We start from the raw sequence: 21,996 nt of genomic DNA, 5'->3' as shown, positions 1-21,996 counted from the left end.
CCGTCCACCCGCATCGCGCCCTTGGCTTTCTCGTCCCGCGCGAATACATCAGCCGCTCAACCAGAGAGGAACCGTCTGGTAATTAAGGGAAAACGACAGTTTTCCCGGAAGCGACCCGTGTGTCCGTCGTCAGAACATTCGGCACAACACGGGGCGTAAATTAGCGGAGTGCGGGCCTCGTCCGGGGGTTGATGTTACGCGGCGAGGTTGCGGTGTTGCAAGCGCCGATGTTCGATGGTCTGTCGCTTGATCCTTTCACGCTGTTTGATGATGGCTGGGGCCCTGCCGAAGTAGGCGTCGGCGGGTGTCACGTTGGACAGCGCTTCGTGATAACGCTGGTGGTTATAGTGCTCGACGAAGGCCTCGATCTGGGCCTCGAGGTCGCCGGGCAGGAAGTAGTTCTCCAGCAGGATGCGGTTTTTCAGGGTCTGGTGCCAGCGCTCGATCTTGCCCTGGGTTTGCGGGTGCATCGGGGCGCCGCGCACGTGGCTCATCTTGTTGGCCTCGATGTATTCCGCCAGTTCTCCCGCGATGTAACTGGGACCATTATCGCTGAGCAGCCTTGGCTTGTGCAGCACCGTGGCGCTGTCGCAGCCGGAAGCTGCCAGGGCGAGGTCCAGCGTGTCGGTCACATCCTCGGCCCGCATGTTGGTGCACAGCTTCCAGGCGATGATATAGCGCGAGAAGTCGTCGAGCACGGTGGAGAGATACATCCAGCCCCACCCGATGATCTTGAAGTAGGTAAAATCGGTCTGCCACATCTCGTTTGGCCGGGTGGTCTTGGTATGGAACGCATCAGCCGCTTTCACCACGACATAGGCCGGGCTGGTGATTAGGTCGTGTGCTTTCAGCAGGCGGTAAACCGTGGCTTCGGACACAAAGTATTGGCGTTCATCGGTAAATCGCACGGCCAGTTCGCGTGGGGACAGCTCGCTGTAATCCAGCGCGAGTCCGACGATCTGATCCTGCACCTCAGGCGCGATGCGGTTCCACACCCGGCTCGGCGCGGAGGGCGATCTTCCAGCGCCTCCGGCCCGCCCTCGAGATAGCGGTCATACCAGCGGTAGAAGGTCCGACGGGCGATGCCCAGCTTGTCGAGCGTCCGCTTGGCGGGCAGGTGGGACTGCTCGACGACCCTGATGATCTCAAGCTTCTCGGATGCGGGATACCTCATTCTTCGCCCTCCCCATCCGCGATCATGCTTTTTTTCAGCAGACGGTTTTCGAGCGTCAGGTCCGCAACGCATTCTTTGAGGGCACGGGCCTCGCGGCGCAGATCCTGCACTTCGCCGGTGGTTGCGGCACGAGCAGTATCACCGGCAAGTCGGCGCTTGCCCGCTTCCATGAACTCCTTCGACCAGGTGTAATACAAGCTCTGGGCGATGCCTTCCTTGCGGCAGAGCTCGGCGATGCTGTCTTCACCGCGTAGCCCATCGAGCACGATCCGGATCTTGTCTTCAGCCGAGAAATGACGACAGGTCTGCCGCCGGATGTCCTTCACAACCCGCTCAGCGGGGGGCTTTTTGGGTGCCGATTTTTTCAAGGAGGATTGGGTCTTCATCTTCGTTCCTTCGTCACTACGACGAAGCCCCAACCCTCCTTAAATCACAACCTCAAATCTGTGCCATTGGTGCTGACGGGGGACACACCTCGCCCTCGTGATCGACCGCGCGCCACAGGTAATGCATCTCACCGTTGATCTTCACATAAACCTCGTCGACGTGCCACTTCCAGTGGCGAAAGCCGCGCATCCGGCTTACCCGTTGACGTCGGATATCAGCCGCGAACATTGGCCCGAATCTGTTCCTCCACAAACGAACGGTCTCGTGACACAGGTCGATGCCTCGTTCGAACAGCAGTTCCTCCACATTTCGCAGAGACAGCGGAAACCGCACGTACATCATGACCACGAGGCGGATTACCTCGGGCGATGAGTGGAAATATCGGAATGGATTGGCTGGTTTCTTGGGTCTCGGCATGCCCTGCCCTTACCGCGCTGCAGCCTCTTGGCCAACCGGTGCAATCCTTCTGACAGAGCCGGCAGGTCACGTGGACGAGCTGCCGGGGCAAAAGAAAAAAGGGGCCGCGACAGGATGTCGCGGCCCCTTTCCCTGATTACATCATTGGAGTGATGAAATCATCCTCGAGCGGACGAATGGGGAGCATCCCGCTTTCGAGCATCGGGTAGGGCGGCAAGTCGGCCAGCATGGCACGATCAGCCACGGGGCTTGATTCATCGCCCCCGATGTTGGCCACCGGCGAGGAGCTCTGGCTCTCGATGACGGCCAGAGCATCGCTCAGCAGTTTGTCAATCGCGGTTTCCTCCGCCAGCCTGAAGTCGTCCATGTCGACCTGCTGGGTGTTCTTGAGAGTCATGCTCTGCGAACCGACCGAGATCATCGTGTCGTTGCCCATGCGGGTGAAGCTGACTTGTTCCTCGAAGGTAGCCTCCGTGATCCCCAGAGCGGTGAGGTCGATGAGGTCATCGTCGCTCCGGAAGTCGAGAACGAGGTCGCCGTCACCGAACACGAAGGCGTCGCTGCCCTTGCCGCCGAAGAGGACATCCGCCCCTTCACCGCCATCCAGGTAGTCAGCGCCCTTGCCGCCGCTCAGGGTGTCGATACCTTCACCGCCGAACAGAATATCCCGGCCGCGTCCGCCAATCAGCATATCGTCGCCAGCACCGCCATGGAGACGATCATGACCGCCGATGCCGAACAACACGTCATCGCCAGCAGCGCCGAACAGGACTTCGGAGCGCGAAGTGCCAGTCTGATCGAGCGAGACAGGTTCCTCGACAACCGGGGGCTTCTCGGACGGAGCAGCAAGCTCAACCGCCACCGGAGCCGGGGTCGCCTCGGACGGAGCAGCAAGCTCAACCACCACCGGAGCCGGGGTCGCCTCGGACGGAGCAGCAAGCTCAACCACCACCGGAGCCGGGGTCGCCTCGGACGGAGCAGCAAGCTCAACCGCCACCGGAGCCGGGGTCGCCTCGGACGGAGCAGCAAGCTCAACCACCACCGGAGCCGGGGTTTCCTCGGACGGAGCAGCAAGCTCAACCACCACCGGAGCCGGGGTCGCCTCGGACGGAGCAGCAAGCTCAACCACCACCGGAGCCGGGGTTTCCTCGGACGGAGCAGCAAGCTCAACCACCACCGGAGCCGGGGTCGCCTCGGACGGAGCAGCAAGCTCAACCACCACCGGAGCCGGGGTCGCCTCGGACGGAGCAGCAAGCTCAACCGCCACCGGAGCCGGGGTCGCCTCGGACGGAGCAGCAAGCTCAACCGCCACCGGAGCCGGGGTCGCCTCGGACGGAGCAGCAAGCTCAACCACCACCGGAGCCGGGGTCGCCTCGGACGGAGCAGCGGGTTCTTGCGTCACCTGAGCACTGGCTTCAGCGGCCAGTGTGAACTGCGCTGCGGTCAGAGCGGTCGGGCTGACATTGGCGATCAGCATTGATTCCGTACCGATAGTGATCCGGGCACCGCCGCGCACTGCCGTGATCGAGACCATTTCGGCAAAGTTCGCCGCAGTCACGCCCATCGCGCTGAGGTCGATCATGTCCTGATCAACGGCGAAGTCGGTAACGGTGTCGCCATTGCCGAAGGCAAAGGTATCGTTTCCGGTTCCACCCGTCAGTTCATCATCGCCGGCACCGCCGTCGAGGTAGTCGTTGCCCGAACCACCCGACAGGGTGTCGTCGCCTTCACCACCGTCGACTCCGTCGTTGCCCGAACCGCCCGACAGGAAGTCATCGCCTTCCATGCCGAACAGGTAATCGTCATTCGAACCACCCGAGAGACGGTCGTCGCCCAGTCCAGCGACCAGAATGTCCGAAGCGCTGCCGCCCTGGAGTTGCTGATCGAGAACCGGAGCCGGTTCTGCTGCCGCAGACTTGAAGGTTTCCATCACGGGGGCAGGCTCGTCAGTCGCGACCTTGATCGCTTCCATGACGGGGGCCGGTGCCTCTGTCACAGCCGGTGCTGCCTTTTCTGCCGTCGGCAGGGCCGTCGCATGGTGCGAAGGCGTTACTGCATTCGGATCCATGTTGACGATATCCTGAGGACGGAGATCGCCGATAATGGTGTCCTGGCCGCCGTTCGAGGTGAAGACGATGCGGTGCGCGGATTCAAGCGCCGAAATGTCCACCGTGTCGTTGCCAGTGTTGCCGTCGATGGTGATCGTGTTGAAGTTGAGGCTGGTCTGGTTGAAGTCACCGACCACCGAGATGGTATCGCCCGAAACGGTGCCGCCATTGGCGCCGCCCGGAGACGTCACACGCAAGGTGCTGACGACGATTTCCTCGATGTTGTCGAGCTCGCTCATCAACCTGCCGTTGCGGGTGATGACGATTTCGGTGTTGGCGTTCAGCGTCAGGCCGGGGATGGCGTTGAGCGCCGCTGCCCGGGTGTAGATGACGAAGGCTTCCGCCGTGGTCGTGTCCGTGGTGACGGTGAAGGTGTCCTCATCGGCACCCCCGTCCACGAAGTCGCGTCCACCGGTCCCGCTGTCCTGGGTGATCGAGTCCACACCGCCGTTGGCATAGATCAGATCATTGCCGCCCCCGCCGTTGATGGTGTCGTTCCCGGCCAGAGCAAAGATCGCCTCGTTGGCCGCCGCGCCGCTCATGGTGTTGCCCAGCGCCGTGCCGGTTACCACGCTGTGGTTCGCGCCGTTGAAACGCAGGGTTTCCACGAGCGACACGGTGTCCACGCCTTCTGCACCGGTATTGTCGGTTACCGTGATATTCGTGCCGTTGGAGCTCAGCGTGAAATTGCTGCTCGCCCCGGCATAAACCGCGGTGTCAGCGCTAGCCCCGCCATTGATGATGTCGTTCCCGGCACCGCCAGTGATGACATCGTTACCGCCGCGCCCGTTCAGGGTGTCGTTCCCGGCAAATCCGTTCATCGTGTCCGAACCGCCCAGAGCATTGGAGGCGTCCGCCCCGTTGGCGATATCGTCCCCAGCCGTCCCGGTGAAGGTGGTGAGAGTGACTGGGACGCCCGTCCAGTTGTCACCCACCACGCCGGTCACCGACGAGGTCAGGGTTTCAACCGTACCAAGACCATCGGTGAAGCTGGCCGAGACCCGCAGGATCGAACCGACCTGCGCCTGTGCCGGGGTAAAGCTGGCAGCAGTTGCACCAGCGATATTGGTCCAGGTGACACCATTGTTGGTCGACGACTGCCACTGATAGGACAGGGTTCCCACACCGTTGAGGTCGGCAATGCTGCTGACGTTCAGGGTAAGGGCCTGCGTTTCAGTCGGCGTCAGGTCGCTGATCACCGGCGCACCCGTGGCTGGCGTCGGCCCCCGGACGATGGCGGCAGTCGCAGCCGAAGTCAGGGTTTCGAGCGTGCCGGTGGTGATGTCGGTGAAGGTCGTGACAACCTGCAACAACGAACCGATTTGCGCCTGCGTCGGCGTATAGCTGGTTCCGGTTGCACCATTGATGTTGGTCCAGGTCGCACCATTGTCGGCCGAAGCCTGCCACTGATGGGACAGCGGACCAACGCCGTTGGCATCGGCAATCGTTGCGGTATCGATCGTCAGCACCTGATCGGAGAACGGCGTGGTGTCGCTGATGATCGCAGCGCCTGTCGCGGCTTCCAGCAGATCCGCCACAGGAGCGGTCTGAGCGGAGACGAGAACCTCAACCGTACCGAGACCATCGGTAAAGCTAGTCGAGACGCGCAGGATCGAACCAACCTGTGCCTGTGCCGGGGTAAAGCTAGCTTCAGTCGCACCAGCGATATCGGTCCACGTAACACCATTGTCGGTCGAGGCCTGCCACTGATGCGACAGGGTCCCCACACCGTTGATGTCGGCGATGCCGCTAACATCGATGGTAAGGGCCTGCGTTTCAGTCGGCGTCAGATTGCTGATCACCGGAGCACCGGTGGCAGCGATTGGACCCTCCACGATGGCCGCGGTAGCAGCCGAGGTCAGCGTTTCCAACGTACCCGTGGTGATGTCGGTGAAGGTCGTGACAACCTGCAACAACGAACCGATCTGCTCCAGCACCGGCGTGTAGCTGGTTCCGGTTGCACCATCGATGTTGGTCCAGGTCACACCATTGTCGGCCGAAACCTGCCACTGGTGGGAAAGCGGACCAACCCCGTTGGCATCAGCAATCGTTGTGGTGTCGATCGTCAGCACCTGACCGGCGAACGGCGTGGTGTCGCTGATGATCGCCGCACCGGTTGCTGCTTCTGCAAAGTCTGCAACGATTGCGGTGGGGGCCGAATTCAGGTTTTCGAAGGTGCCGGTCAAGTCGAAATAGGCAACATTGACGCGCAACTGGGCACCGACCTGATCCTGGCCGGGGATGAAGGTGGCATCAACCGCCCCAACAATATCCGTCCAAGTCACGCCGCCATCCGACGACATCTGCCACTGAAGGGTGGGGTTGATGACGCCATTGGGGTCAATGATGCCGGTCAGATCGACCGTCAGAACCTCGCGCTCGGTCGGGACGCTGTTGCTGATCGTCGGAGCACCCGATGCAGCCACAGGGACCACAGCGTTGATGTCATAGAAGATAGTGCCACCATTGCCGTCAGAGAAGCCGAGCTTTTCGATGTTGAGCAGACGGTCAACACCGTCTGACTCAATACCCGGCGGGACGATTGCATGGGTAATCGTGGTCGAACCATCGGCGTTGCGGACAAAGCTGTAGTTGGTCAGGACATCACGATAGACGGCGACATCCTGATCGTTGGCCTGATTGCCGTCGAGGATTTCCCTGACGATGTTGAGCTGACCGGGGTTGAGCTCACAGCTGAGCATGAGCTGGTCGAGCGTCTTGCCGCCGAACAGCAGGTTGCCCTCCAGATCGACGACCTTGCTCGTCATGTGCTCGGCCGATGCCATCGGGTTGCCATTTACATCATTGATGCCGATGCGGACGTTCAGCCAGCGGTCGCCATCGATGATGTCGTTGCCGGCCTTACCCTGGATGATGTCGCTGCCGCCGCCGCCGAGGATCATGTCATGCGGAGCACCGTTGATGCCGGTCGCATTGCCATCGGCGTCACGCACGATGTCGGCTTCGTCGAAGACGACCACTTCATGGGTTTCGCCGGTCGGGGCGTTGATCGTTGCCCGACCCAGATGGGCCACCAGATCAGTCAGTCCGTTGATCCGGGCGACGCCTTCCGAGGTCAGCGCGTTCGAGTAGGACAGGAACGGAGCGGTGGGATCGAAGACCGCAGCAGCGCCGCCAACGCCGGCCTGGCCGGCCACGAAATCGCGGCCAGTGAGCATGTCGTCGAACTTCCAGCCCGAAAGGCCTTCGACGAGGTCATAGCGATCGCGCAGGATGTTGGCCTGCTGGTTGACGAAGATCGGAACACCAAGGTCCGAGTCCGCCGCAACAGGATTGTCCTTGTTGATTGCCCAGTCGAAGCCCGCCATGCCATTGTTGCGCTGGACACCCAGCCCCTGGAACATGATGTCGTCGCCGGATTCGGCATCGTAGTCGTTGTCGTTGCCGCGACCGTTGAGCACGTCATGGCCGATGATCGGGCTGTTGAAGAACAGTTCGGAGTTTTCGCCTGCGAGCACGTCAACCCCGCCAACACCGCCTTCGAGCCAGTCATCGCCTTCATTGCCCTGAACGATGCTTGCTGCTTCACCACCGCGTGCAAAGTCATTGCCTTCGCCCGAGGTGACGGTCTTGCCGTCACGACCACCGATGATGAAGTCCTGACCGCGGCCACCGAAGATCAGGTCGAGACCTTCGCCCGCGCTGATGACGTCGTTGCCGTCTTCACCGGAGAGTACGTCAGCGGCGCCAGTCGGAGTACCGCTGTCGGTGATGATGTCGTCGCCATAACCGCCCGAGATGTGGTCAACGCCTTGCCCGCCTTCGAGCCGGTCATCGCCGCTGCCACCCCAAAGGGTATCGTCGCCTTCACCGCCGATCAGCGTATCGCTGGCTTCAGTGCCGCCGAGGACCACATGGTCGACGCCGGTAAAGCGCAGGTAATCGTTTACACCGTCGCCATCCGTGTCCTTGCGGATCACCATCGGGCTGATTGCCTGCAGGATGAAATTGTCATGGACGGGGTCGGCCATGTTCTGCAGGCTCTGGTTCAGTTCCAGAATATAGGCCGGGGTCAGGAACAGCGAGCTGGGCAGATGGGTCGCATCGGCCGCTTCCAGATCGGTGTTGCGCATTGCCAGCTTGGCCCAAGAGTCGCCTTCGAGCTCGTTGAGCAGGTTCATGCCCTGCGAACGGCTGAGGTAGTAGAAGCGGTCACCTGCCTGCAGGTTCTCGATCTGGGCTTCGAAGACGAAGGTGAAGGTCGAGCCGAGCAGACCGTTGAAGGCCATCTTCTTTTCGGCAAGGCCGCCAATCCAGAAGTCGACCAGGTTGAGACCGGTTTCCTGTCCCGCCCAGGCGCCCGTGCCGTTCAGGAAGTCGAGCGCGTCAGCCGGTGCAGCGGCACCGCCAAGCACGAGGTTGAACGCTGCATCCCGCTTTTCGTCCACGGTCACGGCGTTGAGGATGTCCGGGTGCTGACCATAGGCGGCGATGAAGTTGATCACCGAAGCCGGGGTCTTGATCGCAAGAGCGAAATCAAACCAGCTGCTGTAGGGTTCCAGCTGGGTGTCGCCTGTCTTCGCGAAGAAGTCGGCACGGACCGCATTCAGCGATGGCACCCCGGTGTCACGGGCGCGAGCGATGTTCAGGGCCGCGAGATCGAGCGGCAGGCCGACCAGATCGTTCCGCAGCGCGTCGGTGACATATTCGTCGATCTCGTTGCTGACCTGACGGGACATGCCGCGGATGATGGCACCTGCCGCCGCGTCCGGGTTGGTGCCGGCGGTTGCGAAGGCGACGGGGTTGAGGAAGGCCTCGACCAGAGTCATGTCGGTCTGGGTCTGGCCGTCCGCGCTGATCATCGGCACGGTTTCATTGAGCTGCGAGTGGCCGAAGCGGTAGACCGCGTGAGCGAACTCGGCAGTAATCGCCGGGTCGATATCAACAGTGTTCGAGAAGACGAACGCATCGATGTTCGGGTTGACCAGACGGGCGAACTCTTCGAACACGAGGTGCTGGTAGACCTGTTCGGTGGTGAAGCGGGCAGCCTGGAACAGGCGCTCGCCGTGCCACTGCATCGTGGTGAGATCGGCCGGGATCTCGGCGACCTCGACGAGCAGCCACTCGTTGAGCAGCGCCACATCGCCATTGGCGATCAGTTCGGCCTTGATCTGGTCAACACGGCGGTTGTGTTCGGAATGGAACACGTGGTGGAGCGCCGTGAGAGCGATGTTCTCGTTCCCGCGCCCGTCGCCGACGATATAGTGCTTGTCGAGCAACTCGTTGTCATAGGTCGCACGGTTGCCACGCGCGTCGAGCGGGATGGCATTGCCCACGTCGCTGTCGGCATCGGCGGTCTGGCCGGCCTTAGGATCGGCATTATGCGCGATGTCGGCGAGGAAGACGTGGCCGGTCGACATGGCGCCGCTTGTCGACACCGGCGTGGCCAGGTTGCCTTCAACCAGCGTGTCCGGCCCGGTCACGAGCTGCGGGAAGCCATTCGCGCCCGGAATGAAGTTGCCATAAAGGTCGGTGGCAAGCAGCGGAACGTCATGAACGTTCATGTCGCTGAGCTCGATGCCCAGCTTTTCCCTGGCCTGCAGCTTGATGTCGGCCCAGGTCGGCGGTCCGCCGTTTGCGCCTTCGAGGAGCCAGCCGGTGGCGACAGGCTTGCCGTCGACCAGCTTGTATTCGCGCAGGAACACCTGATGCGATTCATTCGAGGCATAGGTCTGGTTGAGGTCGATCCAAGGGGTCGTGTCGTTGGTAGCCTCACGGATGTCGTCAGCAGTGCCGAGAATGCCGTCTGCACCGGGCTGATTGGTCGCGCGGGTCAAGACCATGAAGTTGGTGGGGCTGCCCGGGACATAAAGCGGGTCATCAGGCTGCAGCGGGATGAACACCGAGCCACTGCCACCCTTGTCGATCATGGTCAGGCCGTGATCGAAGAACTGGCCGAAGATGGTCATGAACCCGTTGAGCGGTGCAGTGCTGCCCAGATCGGTCATGACGTTCGGCAGAACGAGGTTGCCGTTCTGCATCTCGACACCGGCCAGCGAGAGCTGCGCTGTGGCCTCGATCATGGCGGCGTCGCGCGCCGCATAGGCTGCATCGCGCGTCTGAGCCGCTTCCTGGCGAGCGTCGAATTCCGCACCGCTGGTGGGTGCGCCGGCGGCGAGCAGCGCAGCATCGGCAGCGACCAGCGCCTTGTCAGCAGCATCGGCCGCACGGATCGCGATCCGTGCGGTTTCGGCAGCCGTCATGGCCGCGTCGTAGAGTGCGCCGCTCGTGATGCCGACATAGTTGAGCGCCGAGACCACCGCGATCGGGTTGCGGAGCGACTGGTCGGCGATGAGGTTGGAGATGATACGCGGTTCGGCATCATAGACGGAGCCCGACAGGCTTGCGTAGCTGGTCGGCTCGCCGGTGCGCGGATTGACATCCGCGGCATTCCAGACCGGAGCGGTCTGGCGCGGCATCAGCTGATCCGCCGAACCGGCGGACTGGTTGACGAGATTGTTGTACTCACCGCTCACGGTCCGCAGGCCGTAAGGAGTCAGATTATTCAGAGGATTACCCAGATGGTCAACAAGTTGACCAGTTGCAGTGTGGTTCTCGGCGACTTTGATCTGCTTCAGAATGTGAACGAGATCGTTGATGTTCAATTTAAGCACAGTCTTTACTCCCCATATTTCCGCTAAACGATTACCTGCCTCGCCTTAGACGCAGGACTTGCTGGAAACGCGACGAGCTCTCATTTGAGCCGTCGATAGGGACGCCTTTTCAAAAAAAATCGTCGCAGACAACTAAGTGTCCAAATAATTAACCAATAATATCTCGCCGTTTCAATATTTTAATGAAATATTAACTATCGTCTCGAAAGATGTTAACTATACATATGATTGTAAATCACCAGAAAAAGTAATTTTTCATATCGGACAAATTTTCCATGGCCTTTAGCAATGCGAGTGCGGTTAATGAGGGCTGCGCGCCAGTTAACCAGCGATGGAAATCATGATGAGGCCGAATCGCCGGTGATGCAGGTTGCCTGAATGGCGTCGGATACAGGCTGGTCTGAGCCCCTAGATTTCCTCCAGAGATGAGTAGAGTCCGGCCCTGACGAGGAGACGGACGAATGAAGCGGAGCAGGTTCAGCGAGGTGCAAATCATCGCTGTTTTGAAGGAGCAGGTAGCGGGGATGGCGACGGCGGATGTGTGCCGCCGCCATGGGATCAGTTCGGCAACCTTCTACAAGTGGAAGTCCAGATATGGCGGGCTGGAAGTGTCGGATGCCCGGCGGCTGCGCCAGCTGGAGCAGGAGAAAGAGCGGCTGAAGAAGCTGCTGGCGGACTCGATGCTCGACAACGCCATGCTCAAGGAGATCAGCGCAAAAAATTCTAGCGCCCCGTGCCACGCGGCAGGCGGTGGCTCATCTCCAGGAGGTCTTCGCGGTGAGCCAGCGTCGTGCCTGCGCGGTGCTGGGCGCGGACCGGACCATGGTGCGTTACGTCAGTCATCGGCCTGACGATGCAGAGGCGCGCGACCGGATCAGGGAACTGGCCAGTCAGCGTCGCCGGTTCGGCTATCGGAGGCTGCACTGGCTGCTGTGCAGGGAAGGCTGGAGAATGAACCACAAGAAGTTCCGACGGCTCTATCGAGAGGAGCGGCTGCAGGTGCGCCGTCGTGGTGGTCGCAAGCGGGCGTTGGGCACGCGGGCGCCGATGACGGTCCCACAGGGACCCAACCAGCGCTGGAGCCTCGACTTCCTATCCGATGCCTTCGCCTGTGGCAGGCGGTTCCGGATCTTCGCCGTGGTCGATGATTACAGCCGGGAGTGCGTGCGCCTGATCACCGACACGTCGATCTCGGGCGCACGGGTCGGGCGTGAGCTTGATGCTGCAGTCTTCGAGCGGATGGCGCGGCCCCATACTATCGTCAGCGACAACGGCACCGAACTGACCAGCATGGCGATCCTGCGGTGGTCGAAGGAGCGCAATGTCGAGTGGTGTGGACCGGCGTGCAAAAGGGACCCCGTTAGCGGGGTGATCGGCGTCTAAAAGGGACCCCTCATTCTGATGGTGTAGCGGACTGCCTGGTTTTCCAGGTGGTGAGATCGGGATGTTGGTGGTGGAGACGGTTGTTCGGATACGGCGGGAGCACGCGAGCGGGAAGGCGATCAAGGCGATTGCGCGGGATCTGCGGCTGTCGCGCAAGGTGGTGCGCAAAGCGATCCGGGCGCCGGAAGGCGCATTCGATTATCGCCGCACGGTTCAACCGCTGCCCCGGCTTGGGCCGTTCCAGGAGCGGCTCGACGTGCTGCTGACGGAGAACGAGGCCCGGCACCGGCGTGACCGGCTGCGCATGACCCGGATCCATGATCTGCTGTGCCGTGAGGGGTTCGAGGGATCCTACGACGCGGTCCGGCGCTACGCCCGGCGCTGGACGGAAGCGCGGCGCAAGGATGCGGGTGATGGCGCGCCTGCCTTCATCCCGCTCATGTTCAAGCCTGGCGAGGCTTACCAGTTCGACTGGAGCCACGAGGATGTGGAGATCGCGGGCAAGCCGATGCGGGTGAAGGTGGCGCAGATGCGGCTGTGCGCGTCGCGCGCGGTCTACGTCAGGGCCTATCCGCGCGAGACGCAGGAGATGGTGTTTGACGCGCATGCGCGCGGCTTTGCCTTCTTCGGCGGTGTTCCTCTGCGCGGCATCTACGATAACATGAAGACCGCGGTCACCACCGTGTTCGTCGGCAAGGAGCGGGTGTTCAACCGCCGCTTTCTGGTCATGGCCGATCATTACATGGTCGAGCCCACGGCCTGCTCGCCGGCTGCGGGATGGGAGAAGGGTCAGGTTGAACACCAGGTGCAGACCATCCGGGGCCGCTTCTTCCAGCCTCGCCTGCGCTTTACCAGCATCGAGGAGCTCAACGGTTGGCTGGAAGCTGAGTGCCTGCGCTGGGCCGCAACGCACGCGCATCCCGAGCAGAAGGAGCTGACTGTTGCCGAGGCGCTGGATCTCGAACGGCCAGCCCTGCAGCCGATGCTTGCGCCGTTCGACGGCTTCCATGAGACCGCGCATGCTGTGACCGGCACGTGCCTGATCAGCTTCGACCGCAACCGCTACTCGGTCATGGCCAAAGCGGCGCGGCGGGCCGTTCAGGTCCGCGCCTATGCCGATCGCATCGTCGTGCGCCTCGGCGATGAGGTAATCGCCGAGCATGCTCGGCACTTCGGCCGCGACCGGACGATCTATAATCCCTGGCATTACCTGCCCGTTCTGGCCAACAAGCCCGGCGCCCTGCGGAACGGTGCACCCTTCCAGGGGTGGGACCTGCCACCGGCACTGACGCGGTTGCGGCGCAAGCTGGGCGGCGGTGATGACGCCGACCGCCGCTTCGTGCGCGTGCTGGCATCGGTAATGACCGATGGCTTGGAAGCGGTCGAGGCCGCGATCCGGGAGGCGCTTAATAGCGGTGCTGTCAGCGACGAGGTCATCCTCAACATCCTGGCCCGATACCGGGATCCGCCATCCGCACGCCCCCTCGACGTGGCCGCCGATCTCAAGCTCAGCCACCCGCCGATCGCGGACTGCGCGCGCTACGATACGGTGCGAGGCCTCCGTGCAGCGGCATGAGATGATCGAGGCGATGCGCTCGCTCGGCCTCAAGGGCATGGCCGCGCGTTCGACGAGGCGGTCACCACCGGGTTGCAGCGCAAGCGCACGACCCACGAGATCCTGACCGACCTGCTGCGCGCCGAAGCCGCGCATCGTCATGCCGCCTCGATCCGCTACCGCATGACCGCAGCCAAGCTGCCGGTAATCAAGGACCTCGACGCCTTCACGTTCGAGGGCACCCCGATCAACGAAGAGCTGGTGCGCTCCCTGCACGCAGGTTCGTTCCTGCCCGGTCGCCGCAACATCGTGCTCATCGGCGGCACAGGGACGGGCAAGACCCATCTGGCCACTGCGATCACCGCCAGCGTCGTGCGTGCCGGTGCCCGCGGGCGCTACTTCAACACGGTCGATCTCGTTACCCGGCTCGAGGAAGAAGCTCGCATCGGCAAGGCTGGCGCCATCGCTGCTCAGCTCGGCAGGCTCGACCTCGTGGTGCTCGACGAGCTGGGCTATCTGCCGTTCGCCCGATCCGGTGGGCAGCTCTTGTTCCATCTGATCAGCAAGCTCTACGAGCAGACCTCGGTCATCATCACCACCAACCTCGCCTTCGGCGAGTGGCCCACCGTCTTCGGCGACCCCAAGATGACCACCGCGCTGCTCGATCGCATCACGCACCATTGCGATATCGTCGAGACCGGCAACGACAGCTGGCGCTTCAAAAATCGCAGCTGACCAAGTCAGAAAACCGCCTTCGCGCTGCTGACGCCTCCGGTCGGGCTACGCCCTCCCTACGCCGCCAGCAGCGCGAAACACGCGCCCAGCATCAACCACCCACCATCTCAACAAGGGGGTCCCTTTTGCGCGCCGATAGGGGGTCCCGATTGAACGCCGATTGACATTGGTGGGGCGGTTTTGCCTGCTGAAAGGGCGAAACCCACGGTGGACCCGGCTTACAAGCTAAAGATCGTTCGCTTTGTTGTTTCATTTCATGCTGTTGTAGGCACTTTCGGCGGGTGGCGCGTCGACCATAATGCCAGAGCGGCCTCCACCTTCACCAGCCGTCCAGCTGGGCCATTCTTGGGCCGGAACGCGTGCACGTAGGGAGGACCGTTTGGCAACGGGCAAGGCCACGTGTTGCTGACAGCGCCCTCACCTCTTGGCGATCCTTTGCTTTGCGCAGAACCGTTCCAGTGCAGCCGTTGCGCTGGCTTGGCACTCGAGCGCCGCTTTCAAAGAGGCGATAGCGTCGCGGTCCTGCGCATGTGTGCAGCCTGATAGAGCGAGAAAGGCAAAGGGCGAAAAACGCAAAACTGTAACCAGAAATTTGAACGCGGTAGAGATCGCTTGTCGCTTGGCGTTGCACCTGTAACGGAGGGCTTTGAAGACATCAGCAAGCGCGACGAAACCTGTAGGTAATCACCGTAGCGAGACCGATTGAGATGGCATCCAGTATTGCGGCTGTGAGCTTGATCGATCACTCATAGTTTAGCGGACATGACCCAAACGCCATCCCAATCGGAAGGCAAGACCGCTTGAGCGTTCGCCGTCCGCTCAAGCATTACGCGAGATGGCTTGTCCTGCGGATCGATATTGAGTGCCGCGTTGAATGCAACTGCAGCCTGATCCCACCGCGCGGCGCGATACCAGTGCAAGCCCTCTTCATAACATGTGAAAAGCTGCTGCCTCGAAGACGACAATCCACCTTTCAGCGCGGCAAGTTCATAAATCCTGAGAGGGACGCTGACCCCCGGAACCCGAATTAGGTCAACTTCACGTGCCTCGATCGCATCGCCCGCAGCGCAACGTGTTGGATGGTCGATCAGGACACGTGTGCCATAGATCTTGTTGACGGTCTCCAAACGGGAGGCCTGATTGACGCAGTCGCCCATGGCTGTGAAGCTGCGAGCTATCTCTGAGCCTACGCTACCAACGACAACCTCTCCGGTAACAATCCCTATGCGAAAATCGATGAGCGGTACGTCTCGACGTAAGCCGATGATGTCAGGGGTTTGCCTGTGAAAAGCGTCAAGATTATCTATTTGCTCAAGGGCTGCTCGGCAGGCAAGCTCGGCCTGTCGTTGGGCCTCGACGAATGGGGGCACCCAAAAAGCCATGATCGCATCGCCAATGTACTTGTCCACGATGCCAGAGTGTTTCTGAATTGGATCGGACATCGCCGAAAAATATGCGTTCATCAAGTTAACAAGTGTGCCTGGCGCAAGTTGTTCGGCAACTCCAGAAAATCCGACAATATCCGAAAAGAAAATACTCGCTACCTGCTTCTTTCCCTCAGTTACAGACTGACCTCCGTCGAGAAGTCTGGCAACAATACGTGGATCGACATACTGACCAAAGGTCTCTTTGATTTTTTCCTTATCTTGAAGGTCTAAAATCATCGCATTGAAGGCGCGTGTTACCTCACCGATTTCGTCGCGGGTTGTGACGGGCACGTGAGCCTCAGAAAGCATTCCGGCGCTGACTGCCCGTGCGCCGGTCTGCAATCGTACAATCGGGCGGGTCAAACCCCGTGAGACAACCCAAGCCAGCATCAAACCAACCAAAGTGGCGGAGCCGATCAAGCCAGTGTTTGCCTGAGCAGCGAATTCTTGGTTCTCGCGCGCGCTTCTGGAACTCCATGCGACGAATGAGGTGATTTCCAAGACGATCTTGTCGGATAGCCGCATGACGTCATCAGCCTGCGACTTCGCTGCCTCCATCTCGGTGACTGTCGCATCTCGTGCGCAAGCCTCGAGCGTCAATGCTGCCAAGCGCCTTTCCTGATAGGAAAGCTCATCAACCATGGGTGAAAAACGGGCGAGGGCCATCTGATTCTGTTCGGTTTGAACGTTCGCAAGACCTTGTTGGATCAGTTTCGTGGCTCGCTGCAAAAGATCGCGTGTTCTCGCTCCCTGTGTCTTCGCTTGTCCGAGGCAGGTGGTAACAGCTTCCTCTTCAGGTGTTTCCAGCAAGAAATCTGCGGTGACCTTCTGCTTCTGAACCTCAAGCTCAACATTCGCCATGGTTCTGGCGAGCGGAAGCATGACTTGTTCGAAGGTTTGAAGTTGACGATGAACCTGTTCGCTAGCGAAGGCCGAGCCGAATGCCGCCACCAGCATAATCAGCAGCAAGCCAACCGAAATCCCGAAAATTTTGAAGCTGATAGATCGAAACAGCGAAGCCATGCAGAACCGTTGCCCCTTCCATCTGGCGCAAGCTCTTCATTCGAACGGCAAAGACGCCAGCTGCGCTAAGCCTGCCGCCCGCACTTGAATTCAGCTGAACTTCCAGTGGTGCAACGGTTAGTATGCGGCCAAATCACCGCCTAATGAATTCATTACCAGGATGAAAGCATATCTCGTGAGGTCGCATGGTCGTTCAGCGCGAGCCCCCATAAGCGAGCGGCAATATCAAGATGGCACGTCTGATCTTCTTGTCTGCCATCTTGGCCGTTAAAGAGGTGCCATTCGCAGTTATGATTGCCTAGTCTTGTTAACCGCACATCCTTAATGGGTATAGCGCCTGGGCGGAAAAGTCGCTTCATTGTCGCAGCTGTGACATTGAAAAAGCCTCGTGACCGACGCCAACGGATTATTGTCTCTGCTTCGATGAATGCTGGCGGCAACGAGTCACCAGTGGTGATCCTTAACGTCTCGCAGCGAGGATTGCTTGCCTCTTCCAGCAGCCCGCCGCCACGCGGTCACTATGTGGAGATTCGAAAAGGCGGCATTATCATAGTTGGTAGAGTTATTTGGTCAGGCAATCAGACCTTCGGCGTTCGCACGCAGGATAACATTGATTTTCCGAGTCTGACTGGCATTCGGTCAACAGGGATGCCTAATGACGCTGCAAAGGTAAGCGGGAAGGATAGCATTGCCACTTTGCGCAGAGCGGATAAAGCAGGCTCGTTATCTGCCTACGATCAGAGCCGCATTGCATCATCCCGAATGACTTTCGTTGCGAGCGTTGTTGTCTCTTGTGCTATTGCCGCTGCTGCTGGCGCTCTAGCCTACGAGGTGCTCTCGAAACCAATTGAAGCCATCCGTGAGGCCTTGTCGCCGGAGAAAATCTAATCTGTGTGAGGAGCGAAGCTCGGGCATGTGGGTGTGATGACGTGCCTCGAACACAGGACGACGAGTGAGTAATCGAACAACGTCGCAGGCCGATTTCGACGGCCATATCGAGATCGTCAGGGCGCTCGCGGACAGCTCGTCACTTGCCGGCGATAAGCATCGTCGCGCCGGAAAGAACTGCAGCACAGATGAGGCAAGAACCCAGCGGAATACGCTGATCCTGCCAAGTGGTCCGCCGTGGCCCGAAAGGTCGTTGCAGCACGGCAAAAGCCAAGCCCAATAAAGCTGCGACCAGCAATATTTCTGGCAGCACTTGCCAACCTAGCCAAGCACCGATCCCGCCCAGCAGAATGGGATCCCCACCGCCCATGCCTTCACGGCCGCGCAGATTTCGATAGGTCGCAGCGACAGCGAAAAGCCCGAGATAGCCGACACCGGCGCCGATTAGCGCGCTACTTTTGGATATGCCAAAAGCTAGGTGGCCGACGATCAGTCCGGCAACCAGAAAGATGATATTGGGAACCAGTGGCAGGAGAAAATGGCGCGCATCGCTCCAAGCCATGATCCCCATCAAAACCAATGCACTGGAAATCAGCAGCACTTGGCTTGTGGCGGTGACCAGGCTTTCCATAGCGCGCTATCGGAAAGACGGTGGGCCGAAACGCGCAACGCCCTTTTTGTCGAACGCCACCGCAAATAGTCGTCCCTTGACACGTACTCGCCAGGCCATCCCTGGGCGGTGTGGGGGTAGAACCTCCAGTTCGGTCTTTGGGAAATGCCGTTTGCCGGCCGATAAAATGGCATCGATCGGGGCATAGCTGCGGCACACTAGCGTGCCCTTTGGCAAGGCGGTGGTCGTTGCAACGCTCTGGATCAGCCGCGCCTCGAAATTCTCGGAGTCAATTTCGAAAATCTTCAATTCCTTCCGCGTGGCCACGGCGACGCGGGCAACACCCGGCCGGGCCAAGCGGTAAGAAACAAGCATGCTGCCGAAAAGGTGTGACTGCGCAATCGCAACCTGCGCCGCGGCGACATTGCGTTCTTCGGGCGCGACAATAAGTCGGCCTGCACGGTCGAATGTCTGGGCCGCTAGGGGCAATGCTAAGCTCTGCGCTGCCGCTAGCGCCATCAAGGCTGCTGCCTTCATGACTTTGCCTTTTTTAGCCTTCGCACTGTTTCGATCAGGATCTCCGACGTCGACGTGTGATAACCATAGCCTGCCACCTTCGCACGCGGATCAAGAATATAGACCAGCGAGCTATGATTGATGCTGTGGCCGCGCTCACCCGCCCGCGGAGGCGTATGTTCGCGTGCTACTCGGAAGGCCGCAGTGGCAGCCGATAGCTGGCCCCGCGTTCCGGTGAGGATCTGCAATTCCGAACCAAAGCTCTGCTGCAACGAACGCAGCGCCGCATCACGGTCGATCAAATGCACATGGCCATCGGGGGCAGCGGCTTTGTTCGCCCGACGCCGGACATAGCCGACGGCAGGTGCTTCGATATCGACAAAGACAGCATTGGTCTTGATGCCGGACTTTCTCAATTCCTTGGCGGCCTTAGCGATCATCGGGATTGCCATCGGGCAACTGTCCGTGCAGCGGGCATAACCGAAATAAAGCAGTGTCCACTTTCCCTTGAAATCGGCATCACCGACCGGCTTTCCAGCCAAATCCGAGAAGTTGAACATCCCGCCCAACTGGTCAGGATTCGGCGGAAGATGACCTGAATGGTAATCACGTACGCGATCGTCGGCGGTTACCAGTTGTGCTGTCTCAAGGCTTGTGTCGCCGATAAGCGTGAAGCCACTTGCGAGGAAAATTGCCGGGATCGTCACGATACGATAATCCTTGTGTCAACGATACCGCGACCGTTATCCTGAACCTTGCCATTGACCCAGTGCAGGAAGCGGAAGCGCACCGGGAAAGTGCCGCGCGCGGTCGGGCGGATGATGATGTCACGGCGCTGCGCCGACGACATAGTGAACGGCCGGTTTGCAGGTAACGGCAACGGAGAAGACCACGGTTCAGTACCCAGGGAACAACCATCCATTGAATGGCAGATGCCCGGCAGGCCGATCGTCGTTTCCAGAACCGAATAGCTCGCATTTAGCAGGCGGATCAGGATTGTCTGGCCCAGCTTTGCATTGATTACAACACGCGGATCAGTGGTGGTGCGGTTGTTGAACACGCCATTGGCGAGGAAGTATTTCGGGTCGAAACGGTTGAGGCCGACATCGAGACCGCACATGCCGGCGTCATGTTCCAAAGTGTGCCAACGCGGATCCATATCGTCGAGCACAAGAAGGCGCTCGACATCATATTTGGGTCCACCGCTGAACAAAGTGCCCGGACCTTCGGGCGGATCGACAATCATCGGCCCGAACATGCCCATTTCGAAATGCAGCGGGGTGTTGCGGTGGCAATGATAGAAGAATGTGCCAGCCCGTGATGGCCGAAATTGGTAAGTATAGCGTGCATTGACCTCGAATGAGACGTGACCGACGCCATCATTCACCGTGGTCGGTTCGATGCCGTGATGGTGAAGCGTATGTGCATTCTTCTTCGGATCGAGCGTGCTGTGCACGATCTGGCCCTGACGGAATCGCATCAAAGGCGCAGGATGCATGGGCGCGCGTCCTGCCACTGTCGGTGCCAGGGGATCGGTGAAGGTCCAGACGCGAATTTTCTGGCCGTCCGGTGTCGGAAGTTCGAGGCTGACATCCATGTGTCGTTCGACATTTACGTCGGGCGCGACCCGGTCGGGCGTCGGGAAGTTTGATTCCTGAAATGGGTTGCAGCCAAAGGTAGAGTAAGTGAGCTCACCCTTAACGCCTGTTTTTGTCCAATCTGCCGCTTGCATGGCAAAGCTCCTGAAACAATAAGATGGGGGTCGCTGAAGCGATCAGAGAGGGCCAGTCATTTCCCAGTGGGTGACCATGCCTTGGGGATAGTTGCCCCCGCCGGCTGTCTGAGACATTTCGGTATGGCAGTGCATGACATAGCGCATCGGGAAGGGTTCTTCCTTTGGCGGCCATACGACGGCATCGATCGGCTTTTCGAACGGCAACAGAACGTCGCGGCGCGCCATCGGCTCCATCGGCCAGGCATCCAGCTCATAACAACTGGTGTTCAGAACCACGGTGCCGTTTGCACGGGTGTCCGACAGTTTGAAAATATGGTTGCCATGGATGTGCGGGCTGTGCGTGCACAGGCCGGCGTTCATGTTGCGGATCAGCGTGGGCTGGCCTTCGCGGCCATGCGGCATGATGCGCCCGGAGCCCTTTGACCAGTCAAGTGAGGCATCGATCTTATGCGGAGCGGTGTCATATCCGCTGAGCCCGTTGATCATGAAATAGCGCGGAAGGAAGGACGGCACCACGCTTGCGGGCGGGATAACCTCTCCGGCATCAACACGCGCCGCTATCAGCGGATCAACCTGTGAGAACAACCACAATTTGTCTCGCTCTACGTCGCGGGGCACCCATTTGTTGCCCGGAAAGCGCTTGTGCACGCCCAGCGCGTCGAACAAAGCGGCAACCTGCGGCGTATGTGTCGAGCGGCTATAGGGCGTCGGCGAACCGGCCGCCGTCGTGCCCAGCTTTGGATGGACGATGAACGCGCCGTAGAGACCGAGAATTCGGTTAAGCGGCGCAAGCGTCGGGTCGATATACATATAGGTACCGCCGACGGGCGCGGTGAATCGCACCGTTGCCGAGCCGCCCGGCGGGATCGACGCGACAGAAGCAGCGGGTATCCCGGGAATGCCAAAACCGTGTGGCCGGGTGTCGAGATTGGTGACGTTGATAGTCACAATATCGCCTTCGGTCACTTCCAGGATCGGGCGGCCTTCCTGGCTGCGATCAAAGAACATCAGGCTGAACACGAAGACGCCGTCGATCATCTCGGAGTCGACGGCTTCGATCGTGAGATCGAACGTGCCGCCGGTCGTTTGGGCGGTCGCCATCGCAGGAAGGGCAGCAGCCCCGACCACAACGGCACTAGCCTTCAAAAATTTACGCCTATCCATTTTTTCAAATCTCGCTCCAAAGGCTTGCGGGGCCAAAACGGATGGCTAAGAAAATGCCAACATATCCAAATGGGCGTGTTCCAAATTTGGACAATGGGATTTTCCATTTCGGAATTTAATATATTATTTTTTGAAATATTTTACTTCATAGTATTTGTGCTATTAAAAAAATTATATAACTTTTTTATTATATTTTCATGATCGAAATACTGCAATCGCATTAAAATTTGAAATTATTG

10 protein-coding genes and 3 pseudogenes are annotated in these 21,996 nt (G+C 59.9%); 4 read left to right on the top strand and 9 right to left on the bottom strand.

Annotation, left to right across the window (positions count from 1 at the left end; genetic code table 11):
- Positions 1-194: 194 nt before the first annotated feature.
- The 3 genes and pseudogenes from RSE14_RS12980 to RSE14_RS12970 form a co-directional block, all read right to left on the bottom strand.
- Positions 195-1,560: pseudogene (locus RSE14_RS12980) on the bottom strand (IS3 family transposase).
- A 52-nt stretch (positions 1,561-1,612) separates the two neighbouring features.
- Positions 1,613-1,978 carry a DDE-type integrase/transposase/recombinase gene (locus RSE14_RS12975; RefSeq protein ID WP_324074281.1) on the bottom strand — a complete coding sequence of 122 codons (366 nt, stop codon included), beginning with the start codon at positions 1,976-1,978 and terminating at the stop codon, positions 1,613-1,615.
- A 136-nt stretch (positions 1,979-2,114) separates the two neighbouring features.
- Positions 2,115-10,583, bottom strand: a complete 8,469-nt coding sequence (locus tag RSE14_RS12970; RefSeq protein ID WP_324074280.1) for a peroxidase family protein — start codon at positions 10,581-10,583, stop codon at positions 2,115-2,117.
- Positions 10,584-11,182: 599 nt separating this feature from the next.
- On the opposite strand from RSE14_RS12970, the pseudogene RSE14_RS12965 reads away from it, so the two are divergent.
- The 3 genes and pseudogenes from RSE14_RS12965 to istB form a co-directional block, all read left to right on the top strand.
- Positions 11,183-12,053, top strand: a pseudogene (locus tag RSE14_RS12965) (IS3 family transposase); the annotation flags it as partial.
- 112 nt (positions 12,054-12,165) lie between these two features.
- Positions 12,166-13,680, top strand: coding sequence for an IS21 family transposase (gene istA / locus RSE14_RS12960; RefSeq protein WP_324074278.1), 1,515 nt, complete (start codon positions 12,166-12,168; stop codon positions 13,678-13,680).
- Positions 13,667-14,394, top strand: a pseudogene (gene istB / locus RSE14_RS12955) (IS21-like element helper ATPase IstB). Before istA ends, istB begins: the two are co-directional and overlap by 14 nt.
- A gap of 746 nt (positions 14,395-15,140) precedes the next feature.
- Here istB and RSE14_RS12950 read toward each other — a convergent pair.
- On the bottom strand, positions 15,141-16,844 hold the full coding sequence (locus RSE14_RS12950; RefSeq protein ID WP_324074277.1) for an adenylate/guanylate cyclase domain-containing protein: 1,704 nt from the start codon (positions 16,842-16,844) through the stop codon (positions 15,141-15,143).
- A gap of 324 nt (positions 16,845-17,168) precedes the next feature.
- Here RSE14_RS12950 and RSE14_RS12945 point away from each other — a divergent pair, with 324 nt between their 5' ends.
- On the top strand, positions 17,169-17,732 hold the full coding sequence (locus tag RSE14_RS12945; RefSeq protein ID WP_324074276.1) for a hypothetical protein: 564 nt from the start codon (positions 17,169-17,171) through the stop codon (positions 17,730-17,732).
- Positions 17,733-17,871: 139 nt separating this feature from the next.
- Here the strand turns inward: RSE14_RS12945 and RSE14_RS12940 are convergent, their stop codons facing one another.
- Genes RSE14_RS12940 through RSE14_RS12920 form a run of 5 tightly spaced genes read right to left on the bottom strand, consistent with a single transcriptional unit; the run spans position 17,872 to position 21,757 of the window.
- On the bottom strand, positions 17,872-18,363 hold the full coding sequence (locus RSE14_RS12940; RefSeq protein WP_324074274.1) for a prepilin peptidase: 492 nt from the start codon (positions 18,361-18,363) through the stop codon (positions 17,872-17,874).
- A gap of 6 nt (positions 18,364-18,369) precedes the next feature.
- On the bottom strand, positions 18,370-18,879 hold the full coding sequence (locus tag RSE14_RS12935; protein WP_324074272.1) for a hypothetical protein: 510 nt from the start codon (positions 18,877-18,879) through the stop codon (positions 18,370-18,372).
- Positions 18,876-19,565 (bottom strand): SCO family protein, encoded by a 690-nt coding sequence (locus RSE14_RS12930; protein ID WP_324074269.1) that lies wholly within the window; start codon positions 19,563-19,565, stop codon positions 18,876-18,878. Before RSE14_RS12930 ends, RSE14_RS12935 begins: the two co-directional genes overlap by 4 nt.
- Positions 19,562-20,590 (bottom strand): multicopper oxidase domain-containing protein, encoded by a 1,029-nt coding sequence (locus RSE14_RS12925; RefSeq protein ID WP_324074267.1) that lies wholly within the window; start codon positions 20,588-20,590, stop codon positions 19,562-19,564. The genes RSE14_RS12930 and RSE14_RS12925 overlap by 4 nt, the downstream gene beginning before the upstream one ends.
- A 42-nt stretch (positions 20,591-20,632) precedes the next feature.
- Positions 20,633-21,757 (bottom strand): multicopper oxidase domain-containing protein, encoded by a 1,125-nt coding sequence (locus RSE14_RS12920; protein WP_324074265.1) that lies wholly within the window; start codon positions 21,755-21,757, stop codon positions 20,633-20,635.
- Between the last annotated feature and the right edge of the window lie 239 nt (positions 21,758-21,996).

Source organism: Erythrobacter sp. (assembly GCF_035194505.1).
In the GTDB taxonomy this organism is placed as follows: Bacteria; Pseudomonadota; Alphaproteobacteria; order Sphingomonadales; family Sphingomonadaceae; genus Erythrobacter.
Note: the sequence above shows the minus strand (reverse complement) of the source record. Positions and strands in the feature narration are given on the sequence as shown.

Bases quoted from the DNA above. Each gene is read 5' to 3' on its own strand.
- RSE14_RS12975 (WP_324074281.1), bottom strand. From the start codon at position 1,978: ATGCCGAGACCCAAGAAACCAGCCAATCCATTCCGATATTTCCACTCA.
- istA (WP_324074278.1), top strand. From the start codon at position 12,166: ATGTTGGTGGTGGAGACGGTTGTTCGGATACGGCGGGAGCACGCGAGC.
- RSE14_RS12950 (WP_324074277.1), bottom strand. From the start codon at position 16,844: ATGGCTTCGCTGTTTCGATCTATCAGCTTCAAAATTTTCGGGATTTCG.
- RSE14_RS12945 (WP_324074276.1), top strand. From the start codon at position 17,169: ATGGGTATAGCGCCTGGGCGGAAAAGTCGCTTCATTGTCGCAGCTGTG.
- RSE14_RS12940 (WP_324074274.1), bottom strand. From the start codon at position 18,363: ATGGAAAGCCTGGTCACCGCCACAAGCCAAGTGCTGCTGATTTCCAGT.
- RSE14_RS12935 (WP_324074272.1), bottom strand. From the start codon at position 18,879: ATGAAGGCAGCAGCCTTGATGGCGCTAGCGGCAGCGCAGAGCTTAGCA.
- RSE14_RS12925 (WP_324074267.1), bottom strand. From the start codon at position 20,590: ATGCAAGCGGCAGATTGGACAAAAACAGGCGTTAAGGGTGAGCTCACT.
- RSE14_RS12920 (WP_324074265.1), bottom strand. From the start codon at position 21,757: ATGGATAGGCGTAAATTTTTGAAGGCTAGTGCCGTTGTGGTCGGGGCT.